Here is a 13,058-nt window from a genome sequence, read left to right as displayed (position 1 = left end):
AAATCACTGTGGCGAGGGAGCTTGCTCCCGCTGGGCTGCGAAGCGGCCCCAAAATCAGCCTTCAGATCAATCGCATCCACATTGTTTACGACTGCTGCGCAGCCGAGCGGGAGCAAGCTCCCTCGCCACAGGTTTGTGGTCAGGCAAGTAGCGCGCGGTGAAATCCCACGGGTTATCTTTGCTTGTACTGCAACAGTCATTTATGAAAATCAGGCTGTTTCCCAACGTCCGGCAACCTTATCTTTGCCCGCACCAAACAGCACTTGCCAAGCAAGAAGGTTTTCCAGATGTCCAACAGTATGGGTATTGCCAGCGCTTTCGTTTTGTCCTCATTGATCCTGTCGCCCATGGCGATGGCTGAAGAATCGCAAGCGTTCATCGCACAGAATGCCGCGCGCGCTCACGCCTTCGAGCAGTCTCAGGCAGAAGTGATGGTCAAGTCGCAGGACGCCTCGCAAGCCCCTCAGGCCGCCACTTCCCAGGCTCAAGCAGCCGAGAAAGACAGCTGAGTCGCGCACCGCGAAAAATTTCCCTCGACGCGGTTGTTTGGCTCTTCCCGTTCAACCGTCGTCCTTCCAGGCCGCTGCCTTTCAGCGGCCTTTTTTCGTTGTGGTCTGAAAGCCGTTTGGTTCGTCTGTAAAAACAAGAAACATCCCGCACCTCAAGACATTGAAGTGTCAGTTGACCCAAGGAGCTCCATCGCAAGTGCGTTACCCAGTCCGCGTCACCCCGCTGTTCATTGCAATTGCCGCAACGATTGCCCCCGCCGCCCATGCCGACGAAGCCGCCAAGGAAGGTTTCGTCGAAGGCTCGAGCCTCAACCTCAACGCTCGCAACTACTACATGAATCGCAACCGTCTGCAGCAGACGGACGACAACATCGAGTGGGGCCAGGGTTTTCTCGGGATCTTCCAGTCGGGTTACACCGAAGGCACGGTCGGCTTCGGCATCGACGCCCACGCCATGCTCGGGTTGAAGCTCGACGGCGGTGGCGGCACCGATGGCTCGAGCATCCTGCCGGTCAGCGATGGCAACGGCAAAGCGCCGGGCTCGTTCTCGACCGCGGGCGGCACGTTGAAAATGCGTGCGTTCGATACCGAGTTGAAGGCCGGCGACCTGTTCCTCACCAACCCGGTGATTGCCGGCGGTGAAAGCCGCATGCTGCCGCAGACCTTTCGTGGCGTCAGCCTGACCAACCACAGCTTCGACGGCTGGATGTTCGAAGGTGGCCAGGCCAGTTTCACCAAGCCGTACAACCAGAGTGGCCACCAGCGCATCGGTACCTCCTACGGCAAACTCGCCGAAGGTGACGCAAGCCAGCACCTGAACTGGGCCGGCGTGTCCTGGAGCGGCGTCGAAGGGCTGACCAGCAATCTGTACGCTGCCGAGTTGAAGGACATCTGGAACCAGTACTACTACGACCTGGATTACACCTGGCAGTTGAACGATCTGGTCAGCCTCAACCCGGGCCTGCACTTCTATCACACGCAGGACACCGGCGACGCGCTGCTGGGCAACATCGACAACAACACCTACAGCCTGCATTTCACCGTCGGCATCGGCAGCCACAGCATTACTGCCGCGTATCAGCGCGTGAACGGCAACACGCCGTTCGACTACATCAGCCAGGGCGACAGCGTTTACCTCGACAACTCGCAGCAATACTCGGACTTCAACGGCCCGAACGAACGTTCGTGGAAGCTCAAGTACGCCTATGACTTCGCCGGGCTGGGGATGCCTGGCCTGACTTCGGCGGTCTCCTATTCGCGCGGCACCGTGGACTTGACCAAGGTCGATCCGGACAGCAAAGGCTATGCTTCGTGGTACAGCGCCGACGGTCGCAACGCCAAGCATTGGGAGCGCGACCTCGATCTGAAATACGTGGTGCAGAGCGGCCAGGCGAAAAATCTCGCGGTACGCCTGCAATGGGCGACCAACCGGGGCGGCAACGGTTATGGCGCGATTGATACCGACACCGATGAATACCGTGTGATTGTCGACTACCCGATCAACGTCTTCTAAGATCACCCCTGCGCCACGGTCTTGAATTGAGAGATATACCCTGTGGGAGCGGGCTTGCTCGCGAATGCGCTGCATCAGTCGACAACAATGTTGAATGACACGGCGCATTCGCGAGCAAGCCCGCTCCCACAATGGAATACCGTCACTGACTTGATGCAACTACGCTAATAAGATCCTCTCAACCGACAGCCCCCATCATGATCGCGAGCCGTACCCCACCTGTGGCGGGCAAGACCGGACGCCCCGAATTGCTGCTGATCTGCGGCAGTTCGCTGACCGTGATCGCGATTCTGTGCATCGTCACTTTTCTGCTGATTCGTGAGCACGCCAACGCTCAGGAGTCGGCCACCCGCAGCGCCACCACCATCGCCCAGTTGATCGACGCCGATGTCCTGCGCACGGTCGAGTTGTATGACCTGACCCTGCAAGGCCTGATCGCCGCCGCCCAGCGCGATGACTTGCGCGACGTCACCCCGCAGATCCGCCATCTGGCGCTGTTCGACCGCTCGACCACCGCGCGCTTCAAAGGCGACATCCTGCTGCTCGACAAGCATGGCGATGTGGTCGCCGACTCATCGCGGGTCGAACCCAAGCCGGGCAACTTCGCCGACCGCGATTACTTCCTCGCCCATGCCTTCAACCGTGACATGGGCATGTTCATCAGCCGCCCGTTCAAGACCCGTTGTGATTGCGACGAAGCCAACCAGTGGCGTATCAGCTTCAGTCGGCGGATCTCCTCGGACACCGGTGAGTTCGCTGGCGTGGCGGTGGCGTCGATGAAACTCGACTACTTCGATCAGTTGTTCAACAGTCTCGACATCGGCAAAGGCAGCACGCTGAACATCATCAACAGCGACGGCGTGCTGCTGGCGCAGAAGCCGTATCTGCAAAGCGACTCCATCGGCAAGAGCTTCGGCAACCGGCCCAACGTGCAGCGGATTCTCGGCGACAAGGATGGCAGTGGCAGTTTCACCAGCACCTCGAGCATGGACCATCAGCAACGGCTCTACACCTATTCGCGGGTCGGCAATCTGCCGTTGACGGTGATGGTTGCACTCTCCAGCGATGAAGTGTTCGGCACCTGGCGCCGCACGGCGCTGTTGATCAGTGGCGCCACCGGCGTGCTGTGTGTCGGGCTGCTGTGGCTGACCTGGCTGCTGGCCCGTGAGCTGCGCTTGCGCCAGCGCGCCGAACGCGAACTGGCGCAACTGGCCGCCACCGATGCGCTGACCGGCGTGGCCAACCGGCGGATGCTCGATCAGGCGCTACGCCACGAATGGTTCCGCGCCCAGCGTTCGGGCAAGCCGTTGTCAGTGATGATGATCGATGCCGACCACTTCAAGGCGTTCAACGACCGCCACGGGCATCAGGCCGGTGATCAGGCGCTGCGTGAATTGGCCAAGGTGATCACGGCGAACGTGCGACGACCAGGGGATCTGGTCGCCCGTTACGGCGGCGAAGAGTTCTCGGTGATCCTCGCCGAAACCGACAGCAGCGGCGCGCGACAGATTGCCGAACATATCCGCCAGGCGGTCGAACAGATGCCGAGGGTCGAGGGTGCAGGCGTGGCGATGACCGTCAGTATCGGCATCAGCACCTGGACAACTGCGGTCGAGATGTCGCTGGAGCAACTGCTGTTTGCGGCGGACAAGGCGTTGTATCAGGCCAAGGAAGGTGGGCGGAATCGGGTGGTGGTGGCCTGAATTTCGCTTCGGCCTTACCGGCCCTATCGCTGGCAAGCCAGCTCCCACAGGTTGCGCGGTTATTCGCAGATCCTCTATATACCCTGATTCCTGTGGGAGCTGGCTTGCCAGCGATGAGGCCCGCACAAGCAATAGATAAACCGCAGGCATAAAAAAAGGCCATCCAAGGATGGCCTTCAAAAAACTAGAGAGGTTTTTTACTTACACCGCCGCAACCGGGCGCATGTAAGAGATCGGTGCAGTGCTGGCGTCTTCGAACGTCACGACTTCCCACGCATCTGTCTGCTCAATCAACTTGCGCAGCAGCTGGTTGTTCAGTGCATGACCGGACTTGAAGCCTTTGAACTCACCAATCAGGCTGTTACCCAGCAGGTACAGGTCGCCAATCGCATCGAGGATCTTGTGCTTCACGAATTCGTCTTCGTAGCGAAGGCCGTCTTCGTTCAGTACACCATCGGAATCAACCACGATCGCGTTTTCAACGCTGCCGCCGAGTGCGAGGTTGTGCTTGCGCAGGTACTCGATGTCACTCATGAAACCGAAAGTACGGGCGCGGCTGACTTCTTTTACGAACGAAGTGCTGGAAAAATCCACGCTTGCACTTTGGGTGCGGTCCCGGAAAACCGGGTGATCGAAATCGATCTCGAAGCTCACCTTGAACCCTTCGAAAGGGACGAAAGTGGCGCGCTTGTCGCCGTCTTCCACTGTCACTTCACGCAGGATGCGGATGAATTTCTTGGCGGCGTCCTGCTCTTCCAGGCCAGCCGATTGAATCAGGAATACGAACGGTCCAGCGCTGCCATCCATGATCGGGACTTCGGACGCGGAGAGCTCGACGTAGGCGTTATCGATGCCCAGGCCAGCCATGGCCGAGAGCAAGTGCTCTACCGTGTCCACTTTGACGTCGCCGTTGATCAGCGTCGTCGACATAGTGGTTTCACCAACGTTTTCCGCGCGGGCAGGAATCTGCACCACAGGGTCGAGGTCAGCGCGACAAAACACAATGCCAGTGTCGACAGGCGCAGGCTTGAGGGTCAGGTAGACCTTCTCCCCGGAGTGCAGGCCTACACCTGTGGCACGGATAATATTTTTCAGTGTGCGTTGTTTAATCATGGCTTGGGCCGCTTCAGCGCAAATTGCGAACTGGTATCAACAAAGGCTGGCGATAATAGCAGACCGAGCCTTTGCTGAACACCAATCACCGTCATAGCCCTGATACATTCCATCAATCGGCCTGACGACGCAGGAATGCCGGGATGTCCAGGTAATCCAGATCGTCCTGCGGGTTCATCTTCGCGGCAGTCGCAGCACCGGCCTGAGCCTGGTTGCGCATGACGGTCGGACGGTCCAGGTCACGGTAGTTCACCGCCGGAGCTTCCTGACGCGCAGGAGCCGGTTGTTGAACCTGAGCGGAAGCCATGGAGGTGTGAACGGTGTTGTCGATGACCTTCACAGGCTTCTCGATTTTCGCGCCCAGACCGGTGGCAACCACGGTGACGTGCAGTTCGTCGCGCATGTCCGGATCGATAACGGTACCGACCTTGACCATCGCGTGCTCGGAAGCGAAGGCTTCGATGATGCTACCCACGTCGGAGTACTCACCCAGGGACAGGTCAGGACCGGCGGTGATGTTCACCAGGATGCCGCGTGCACCTTGCAGGTTCACGTCTTCCAGCAGCGGGTTGCGGATGGCCGCTTCGGTCGCTTCACGTGCACGGTTCGGACCGCTGGCGCAGCCAGTGCCCATCATCGCCATGCCCATTTCGCTCATCACGGTACGCACGTCGGCGAAGTCGACGTTGATCATGCCCGGACGCTTGATGATGTCGGAGATACCGCGAACGGCACCGGCCAGTACGTCGTCAGCCTTGGCGAAAGCCGACAGCAGGCTGGCGTCTTTACCGAGGATGGTCAGCAGCTTCTCGTTAGGAATGGTGATCAACGAGTCGACGCTTTCGGAGAGCATGCGGATGCCTTCGTCGGCGATCTGCATACGCTTGCGGCCTTCGAACGGGAACGGACGGGTCACGACCGCAACGGTCAGGATGCCCATTTCCTTGGCCACTTCGGCGATGATCGGCGCAGCACCGGTACCGGTACCACCGCCCATGCCGGTGGTGATGAACACCATGTTGGTGCCGGCCAGCACTTCAGCGATGCGCTCGCGATCTTCCAGCGCAGCCTGACGGCCGACTTCCGGGTTGGCGCCGGCGCCCAGGCCTTTGGTCACACCGGTGCCCAGTTGCAGGATGGTGCGCGCGCCGATGTTTTTCAGCGCTTGAGCATCGGTGTTGGCGCAGATGAATTCAACGCCTTCGATGTTGCTCTTGACCATGTGGTTGACAGCGTTGCCGCCGCCACCGCCGACACCGATAACTTTGATTACCGGGCTTGCGGGGATGTTGTCTACGAGTTCGAACATTTTCCCTCTCCTTACATTCTCTAGTTTTTTCGCCTACTGCATTTTTGTTGCGGTGTTGCGGTAAAGCTTTAGAAGTTGCCTTGAACCCACTTCTTCAATCGGTCCAGCAACGGCGCCTGCGGCTCATCGTTGCTGTAGCTGTCGCGGCTGCCGATGCCCGAGAACGAGATCCCGTCGGACTGCTTCTGCAGGCCGTACATCAACAAGCCAACGCCAGTGGAATAAATCGGGTTGCGCACCACGTCATCCAGGCCTTTCACGCCGTGCGGCACGCCCAGACGAACCGGCATGTGGAAGATTTCTTCGGCCAGCTCGGTGGCGCCTTCCATCTTCGAAGTACCGCCGGTCAGCACGATGCCCGCCGGGATCAGGTCTTCGTAGCCGCTGCGACGCAGCTCGGCCTGGATCAGGGTGAACAGTTCGTCGTAACGCGGCTCGACCACTTCGGCCAGGGCCTGACGCGACAGTTCGCGCGGTGGACGGTCGCCAACGCTCGGCACCTTGATGGTTTCGCCGGCACCGGCCAGTTTGGCCAGGGCGCAGGCGTAGCGAATCTTGATCTCTTCGGCGTACTGGGTCGGGGTGCGCAACGCCATGGCGATGTCGTTGGTCACCTGATCACCGGCAATCGGGATCACCGCGGTGTGGCGGATCGCGCCTTCGGTGAAGATCGCGATGTCGGTGGTGCCGCCGCCGATGTCGACCAGGCACACGCCCAGCTCTTTTTCGTCGTCGGTCAGCACCGAGTAGGCCGAGGCCAGTTGCTCGAGAATGATGTCGTCGATTTCCAGACCGCAGCGACGCACGCATTTTTCAATGTTCTGTGCAGCATTGACGGCGCAGGTGACCACGTGAACCTTGGCTTCCAGACGGACGCCGGACATGCCCAGAGGCTCGCGGACGCCTTCCTGGTTATCGATCACGTAATCCTGCGGCAGGGTGTGCAGCACGCGCTGGTCAGCCGGGATCGCCACGGCCTGGGCGGCATCGAGCACGCGCTCCAGGTCAGCCGAGCTCACTTCGCGGTCACGAATCGCCACGATGCCGTGGGAGTTCAGGCTGCGGATGTGATTGCCGGCCACGCCGACGAACGCCGAGTGAATGCGGCAGCCCGCCATCAGTTGGGCCTCTTCGATCGCGCGCTGGATCGATTGCACGGTCGACTCGATGTTCACCACCACGCCCTTCTTCAGGCCGCGGGACGGGTGAGTACCGATACCGACGATTTCCAGCGTGCCGTCGTCCGCGACCTCGCCTACCAGCGCCACCACCTTGGAGGTGCCGATATCCAGACCGACGATCATTTTGCCGCTTTGCACGTTTGCCATGGGTCCTGCCTCTTCTTAATTCTTTGCGACAGCGGGTTTGTCTGTCGTCGGCGCTGCAGGTTCCCGCCAGCCAACAGCGAGGCCGTTGGCGTAGCGCAGATCGATGCGCGCAATGTTCGTAATCTGGTCTTTAAGCGTCTTGTCATAGATGGCAATGAAGCGGCGCATCTTTTCCACCAGGTTGCCGCGTCCCAGCAGCAACTCGATGCCGGGGCCGGAACTGCCGGCACCGGTGGTCAGGAACCAGCTGCCACGTTCACGCAATTCCAGGCGCGCGATCGAGAAGCCCAGCGGCCGGAGCATCTGGCTCAGCACCTGATACTGCTGCATCACTTGCTGCTGGGCCCGTTGTGGACCGAACAGCTGTGGCAGGTGTTCGTAGTTCGCCAGTTCCTTTGGCGTAAATGCCTGGCCCTGGTTGTTGAGCAGCGACTCGTCGCCCCAACGGGCCACCGGCAGTTGCTCTTCAAGGCGGATCACCACTTGATCCGGCCACACCCGGCGTACTTCGGCGTGGGCGATCCATGGCATCTGTTCAAGCTCGGTGCGCATCCCGGCCAAGTCGATGGTGAAAAAGCTCGACGCCACGTACGGGGCGATTCGCTGCTGCACCGCCTGCTGGCTGATGTAGCTCAGGTCACCCTGCACGGCGATCTTGGTGATCGGCCGGTCGGCGTACGGCAGCAAGCGCTGCGCACCTTCGTAGGTACCGAACCCGAGCACCACCAGCAGTACCGGCCAGAACAGGCTTTTCAGAAAGCCGAAATTGGCTTTCGGCAGGCGCGCGGACATCGGCTCTTTGGCCACCATTCGGCTGGCACCCCGCGGCACCGGCTTGCGGCCGGGTGCGGGTGGCTGATGTCTGAGCTGAGCGCCTTGCATGGTCTTAACCTCGCGCCTCTGTATGACCGGAGCCTTCAACACTGGCGGCCAGAATGGCCAGAACCAGTTGCTGGAAGTCCAGACCGGCAGCACGGGCCGCCATCGGCACCAGGCTGTGATCGGTCATGCCCGGTGCGGTGTTCACTTCCAGGAACCAGAACTGCCCGTCGGCGTCCTGCATCACGTCCGCCCTGCCCCAACCGGCAATACCCAGCGCCTCACAGGCCTTGGCCGTGAGATCCATGAGTTCCTGTTCCTTGGCGGCATCCAGCCCGCACGGAATGCGGTACTGGGTATCGTTGGCGATGTATTTGGCGTCGTAGTCGTAGAACGTGTGCGGTGTGCCCAGGGCGATAGGAGGCAACACCTGGTCACGCAGGGTGGCGATGGTGAACTCCGGACCTTGAATCCATTGCTCGACCAAGACTTGCGAATCGTAGGTACTGGCCGCTTTCCATGCGTCGATCAACTCGGACGCAGAACTCACTTTGGCCATCCCGATACTTGAACCTTCATGCGCCGGTTTGACGATCAAAGGGAAGCCCAGTTCCGTCGCCGCGGAAATACAATCGGCTTCGCTGCACAGCACGGCGTGACGCGGCGTCGGAATCCCGAGACTGTGCCAGACCTGCTTGGTGCGCAGCTTGTCCATCGCCAGTGCCGAGGCAAGGATGCCGCTGCCGGTGTACGGAATGCCGGCACACTCGAGCAGGCCCTGCATCGAGCCATCTTCACCGCCACGACCGTGAAGGATGATGAACGCGCGGTCGATCTTTTCGTTCAGCAGACGCTGCAGAAAATCCTCGCCGACGTCGATCCCGAACGCGTCCACGCCAGCGCTTTGCAGCGCGTCGAGCACGGCGTTACCGGATTTCAGCGAAACCTCACGCTCGGCACTCATGCCACCGAACAGCACGGCGACACGGCCGAAGTCTTTCGGCGCGATGGTGGAGAACAGGTTGGCGTAGGCAGCAGTCATTTCAACTTCCCCTCGACCGACGCAGCCACGGCGCCGGCGAACAACTCACTTTTCAACAGTTTTGGTGCGAGACCGCCGATATCACCGGCGCCCTGGCACAGCAGAATGTCGCCGGCACGCAGCAGCGGCTTGACCAGCGGCGCGAGGTCGACACCGCGTTCGATGTAGATCGGGTCGAGCTGACCGCGCTGACGGATGCTGTTGCACAGCTTGCGGCTGTCCGCGCCCGGAATCGGCTCTTCGCCGGCCGGATAGACTTCCATCAGCAGCAGCACGTTGGCGTCGGCCAGTACATTGACGAAATCGTCGTACAGGTCACGGGTGCGGCTGTAGCGATGCGGCTGGTAGACCATCACCAGACGGCGGTCCGGCCAGCCACCGCGCACGGCTTTGATCACCGCAGCGACTTCGGTCGGGTGGTGACCGTAGTCGTCGACCAGCATCACATTGCCGCCGTCCACCGGCAGTTCGCCGTAGACCTGGAAGCGTCGGCCGACCCCCTGGAAACCGGACAGGCCCTGGACGATGGCTTCGTCGCTGACGCCTTCGTCGCTGGCGATGCAGATGGTCGCCAACGAGTTGAGCACGTTGTGGTTGCCCGGCATGTTCACGGACACGTCCAGCGGCTCGCGATCCGGGCGCAGCACGGTGAAGAAAGTCTGCATGCCTTGCTGGCGCACATTGATCGCGCGCACGTCGGCGTCTTCGCTGAAGCCGTAGGTCACGGTCGGACGTTTGACCAGCGGCAGGATTTCACGCACCACCGGATCGTCCAGGCACATTACCGCCAAACCGTAGAACGGCAGGTTGTGCAGGAACTCGACGAAGGTTTTCTTCAGTTTGTTGAAATCACCGTCGTAGGTCGCCATGTGGTCGGCGTCGATGTTGGTGACCACGGCCACCAGCGGTTGCAGGTGCAGGAAACTGGCGTCGCTCTCATCGGCTTCGGCGATCAGGTAGCGGCTGGTGCCGAGCTGGGCATTGGTGCCCGCGGCATTCAGACGGCCACCGATAACGAAAGTCGGGTCCAGGCCACCGGCGGCGAACACCGAAGCGATCAGGCTGGTGGTGGTGGTTTTGCCGTGGGTACCGGCGACGGCGATGCCGTGGCGATAGCGCATCAGCTCGGCGAGCATTTCGGCACGCGGCACCACCGGAATGCGGCGCTCAAGAGCGGTCGCCACTTCCGGGTTGGAGGTGTTGACAGCACTTGAGACCACCAGCACGTCAGCGGTGGCGGCGTTCTCGGCACGGTGGCCGATATAGATGTGCGCACCGAACGATTCCAGACGCTCGGTCACTGGCGAAGCTTTCAGGTCGGAACCGGACACTTCATAGCCCAAGTTCAACAACACTTCGGCAATGCCGCACATGCCCACGCCGCCGATACCGACGAAGTGGATACGACGGATGCGGCGCATTTCCGGTTGTGGCATGGCTTTCTGATTCTCAACCATGGGCCACCTCCAGACAGGTATCGACCACGCTACGGGTGGCATCGGGTTTGCCCAGACGGCGGGCCGCTTGGGCCATTTCTTCGAGTCGTTGCGGTTGCATCAAGACCTCTGTCAGGCGCGCGGCAAGGTCCGCGGCACCAGTCGTTCTTTGCGGCATCACGAAGGCTGCGCCTTCACGGGCCAAATAATCGGCGTTGCGGGTCTGGTGATCGTCGATCGCGTGGGGCAAAGGCACCAGCATCGAGGGCAGACCAACGGCAGCCAGCTCACTGATGGTCAGCGCGCCAGCGCGGCACACCACCAGGTCAGCCCAGCCATAGGCCTGGGCCATGTCTTTGATAAAGGGCTGCACCTGCGCATCAACGCCGGCGGCGCGGTAGCGCTCTGCAGTCACTTCATCGTGGTTTTTGCCGGCCTGATGAAACACTTCCGGACGCAAATCGGCAGGGACTTGCGCCAGGGCTTCAGGCAGCAACTTGTTCAACGGTTCTGCGCCAAGGCTTCCGCCGAGAATCAGCAAACGCGCTTTACGCCCGGCCAGAGCCGGTCGCGATGTTTCGAGGAACAGCTCGCTGCGCACCGGGTTTCCGGTGGTACGGCGGGTGTCCGACAGAGTAAAGGTGTCGGGGAACGCTTCACACACCCGGGCGGCGAACGGCACCAGCAACCGATTGGCGGTGCCGGCCACGGCGTTCTGCTCGTGAACGATCACCGGCACACCGGCCAGTTTCGCGGCAATCCCGCCCGGGCCGGTCACATAACCACCGAAGCCGACCACGCAGACTGGACGCAGCTGGCGAATCACCGCCCGCGCCTGCCACACCGACTTGAGCAGCATGAACGGTGCCTTGAGCAGCGACAGCTTGCCCTTGCCACGCAATCCGGTGGCGTTGATGCGATGCAGTTCAAGACCTGCAGCCGGCACCAGTTCGTTTTCGATTCCGCGCGGCGTGCCGAGCCAGTGCACGGTGTAGCCGCGCGCCTGGAATTCACGGGCACAGGACAGCGCCGGGAACACGTGGCCGCCGGTGCCGCCGGCCATGATCAATACGTTAGCGCCCATGGTTCGGCTCCTCGGCGAAGTCGCTCTCATGGAACTCCATCTCTTCACTGCCCAGGTGGGTCCGACTCTCCCACTCGATCCTCAGCAACAAGCCGAGGCAGGCACAGCAGATCACCAGGGAACTGCCGCCATAACTGAGGAACGGCAGGGTCAGGCCCTTGGTCGGCAGCAGACCGACGTTCACCCCGATGTTGATCAGGAACTGACCGATCCACAGGAACGACAGACCGTAGGCCACATAAGCGGCGAAGAACTGCTTGGCTTTTTCGGCCCACAGACCGATGTACATGCCGCGAATACACACGAACACGAACAGCGCCACGGTGCACAGCGAACCCACCGCACCCAGCTCTTCAGCCAGCACCGAGAACACGAAGTCGGTATGCGCTTCAGGCAGGTAGAACTGTTTCTGCACGCTGTTGCCCAGGCCAACGCCCAGCCACTCACCGCGACCGAAGGCAATCAACGCCTGCGACAACTGATAACCGGCGCCGAACTGGTCGGCCCACGGGTCGGCGAAGTTGGTCAGACGCGCCATCCGGTAGGGCTGCATCTGAATCAGCAAGACCACGGCCCCGACTGCGAGTACCACCATCAGCGAGAAGCGGAACAGCCCGACCCCGCCGAGGAACAGCATCGCTGCCGCAGCGCCCATCATTACTACGGTGGCGCCGAAGTCCGGCTCCATCAGCAACAGCCCCGCCATCGGCAGCAGCACGATGAACGGCTTGAAGAAGCCCATCCAGCTCTCGCGCACTTCTTTCTGACGACGTACCAGATAACCGGCGAGGTAGATCACCACAAATACCTTGGCGATCTCGGACGGCTGAACGTTAAAGAAGCTGAAACCGATCCAGCGCATCGACCCGTTCACTTCCCGGCCGATCCCGGGGACGATCACCATCACCAGCAGACCGAAGGCGCCGATCAGCATCATCCAGCCCAGACGCTGCCAGGTGGCGATCGGAATCATCATGGTAATGATGCAGGCACCCAGGCCCAGCGCCACATAGATCAGGTGGCGAATCATGTAGTACAGCGCGCTGCCCGACTGCGCCGCCGCCACTTCGGTGGAGGCCGAGGCGATCATGATCAGGCCCAGGCCCAGCAACGCCAGGCAACCGGCGAGCATCGGGAAGTCGAGGTCGATGCCACGACCGGTGATGATCGGCGACGGGTACGGCTTGATGATATTGCGCAGG

The 13,058-nt window shown here is 61.0% G+C and carries 11 protein-coding genes; 3 read left to right on the top strand and 8 right to left on the bottom strand.

Going from position 1 to position 13,058, the window contains the following annotated elements; genetic code table 11:
* The first annotated feature begins 287 nt into the window (after positions 1-287).
* The 3 genes from LCH64_RS21405 (at position 288) to LCH64_RS21395 (ending at position 3,725) form a co-directional block, all read left to right on the top strand.
* Positions 288-509 carry a hypothetical protein gene (locus tag LCH64_RS21405; protein WP_003228010.1) on the top strand — a complete coding sequence of 74 codons (222 nt, stop codon included), beginning with the start codon at positions 288-290 and terminating at the stop codon, positions 507-509.
* 196 nt (positions 510-705) lie between these two features.
* Positions 706-2,022: an OprD family porin gene (locus tag LCH64_RS21400; RefSeq protein WP_226501183.1), complete on the top strand. Its 1,317-nt coding sequence runs from the start codon at positions 706-708 to the stop codon at positions 2,020-2,022.
* A 197-nt stretch (positions 2,023-2,219) separates the two neighbouring features.
* Positions 2,220-3,725, top strand: a complete 1,506-nt coding sequence (locus tag LCH64_RS21395; protein ID WP_226501182.1) for a sensor domain-containing diguanylate cyclase — start codon at positions 2,220-2,222, stop codon at positions 3,723-3,725.
* Positions 3,726-3,926: 201 nt separating this feature from the next.
* On the opposite strand, the gene lpxC is transcribed toward LCH64_RS21395, so the two are convergent.
* The 8 genes from lpxC to ftsW all read right to left on the bottom strand — a co-directional run bounded on the left by lpxC (position 3,927) and on the right by ftsW (position 13,057).
* On the bottom strand, positions 3,927-4,838 hold the full coding sequence (lpxC, locus tag LCH64_RS21390; protein ID WP_007961638.1) for a UDP-3-O-acyl-N-acetylglucosamine deacetylase: 912 nt from the start codon (positions 4,836-4,838) through the stop codon (positions 3,927-3,929).
* 112 nt (positions 4,839-4,950) lie between these two features.
* Positions 4,951-6,147 (bottom strand): cell division protein FtsZ, encoded by a 1,197-nt coding sequence (gene ftsZ, locus LCH64_RS21385; RefSeq protein ID WP_003228013.1) that lies wholly within the window; start codon positions 6,145-6,147, stop codon positions 4,951-4,953.
* Between the two features lie 68 nt (positions 6,148-6,215).
* On the bottom strand, positions 6,216-7,475 hold the full coding sequence (gene ftsA / locus LCH64_RS21380) for a cell division protein FtsA (protein ID WP_003228014.1): 1,260 nt from the start codon (positions 7,473-7,475) through the stop codon (positions 6,216-6,218).
* A gap of 15 nt (positions 7,476-7,490) precedes the next feature.
* Positions 7,491-8,357, bottom strand: a complete 867-nt coding sequence (locus tag LCH64_RS21375) for a cell division protein FtsQ/DivIB (RefSeq protein WP_003228015.1) — start codon at positions 8,355-8,357, stop codon at positions 7,491-7,493.
* A 4-nt stretch (positions 8,358-8,361) separates the two neighbouring features.
* Positions 8,362-9,336, bottom strand: coding sequence for a D-alanine--D-alanine ligase (locus LCH64_RS21370; protein WP_086791637.1), 975 nt, complete (start codon positions 9,334-9,336; stop codon positions 8,362-8,364).
* Complete coding sequence (gene murC, locus LCH64_RS21365) at positions 9,333-10,793, bottom strand: UDP-N-acetylmuramate--L-alanine ligase (protein WP_201136629.1); 1,461 nt, start codon at positions 10,791-10,793, stop codon at positions 9,333-9,335. Before murC ends, LCH64_RS21370 begins: the two co-directional genes overlap by 4 nt.
* Entirely contained in the window at positions 10,786-11,856 is a 1,071-nt protein-coding gene (murG, locus tag LCH64_RS21360; protein ID WP_226501181.1) for an undecaprenyldiphospho-muramoylpentapeptide beta-N-acetylglucosaminyltransferase, read from the bottom strand. The genes murC and murG overlap by 8 nt, the downstream gene beginning before the upstream one ends.
* Positions 11,846-13,057 carry a putative lipid II flippase FtsW gene (ftsW, locus tag LCH64_RS21355; protein ID WP_171061850.1) on the bottom strand — a complete coding sequence of 404 codons (1,212 nt, stop codon included), beginning with the start codon at positions 13,055-13,057 and terminating at the stop codon, positions 11,846-11,848. Before ftsW ends, murG begins: the two co-directional genes overlap by 11 nt.
* Position 13,058: the final 1 nt, after the last annotated feature.

Source organism: Pseudomonas sp. MWU16-30322, assembly GCF_020515535.1.
Lineage (GTDB): Bacteria > Pseudomonadota > Gammaproteobacteria > Pseudomonadales > Pseudomonadaceae > Aquipseudomonas > Aquipseudomonas fluorescens_H.
Note: the sequence above shows the minus strand (reverse complement) of the source record. Positions and strands in the feature narration are given on the sequence as shown.

Bases quoted from the DNA above. Each gene is read 5' to 3' on its own strand.
- LCH64_RS21405 (WP_003228010.1), top strand. From the start codon at position 288: ATGTCCAACAGTATGGGTATTGCCAGCGCTTTCGTTTTGTCCTCATTG.
- LCH64_RS21395 (WP_226501182.1), top strand. From the start codon at position 2,220: ATGATCGCGAGCCGTACCCCACCTGTGGCGGGCAAGACCGGACGCCCC.
- lpxC (WP_007961638.1), bottom strand. From the start codon at position 4,838: ATGATTAAACAACGCACACTGAAAAATATTATCCGTGCCACAGGTGTA.
- ftsZ (WP_003228013.1), bottom strand. From the start codon at position 6,147: ATGTTCGAACTCGTAGACAACATCCCCGCAAGCCCGGTAATCAAAGTT.
- ftsA (WP_003228014.1), bottom strand. From the start codon at position 7,475: ATGGCAAACGTGCAAAGCGGCAAAATGATCGTCGGTCTGGATATCGGC.
- LCH64_RS21375 (WP_003228015.1), bottom strand. From the start codon at position 8,357: ATGCAAGGCGCTCAGCTCAGACATCAGCCACCCGCACCCGGCCGCAAG.
- LCH64_RS21370 (WP_086791637.1), bottom strand. From the start codon at position 9,336: ATGACTGCTGCCTACGCCAACCTGTTCTCCACCATCGCGCCGAAAGAC.
- murC (WP_201136629.1), bottom strand. From the start codon at position 10,793: ATGGTTGAGAATCAGAAAGCCATGCCACAACCGGAAATGCGCCGCATC.
- murG (WP_226501181.1), bottom strand. From the start codon at position 11,856: ATGGGCGCTAACGTATTGATCATGGCCGGCGGCACCGGCGGCCACGTG.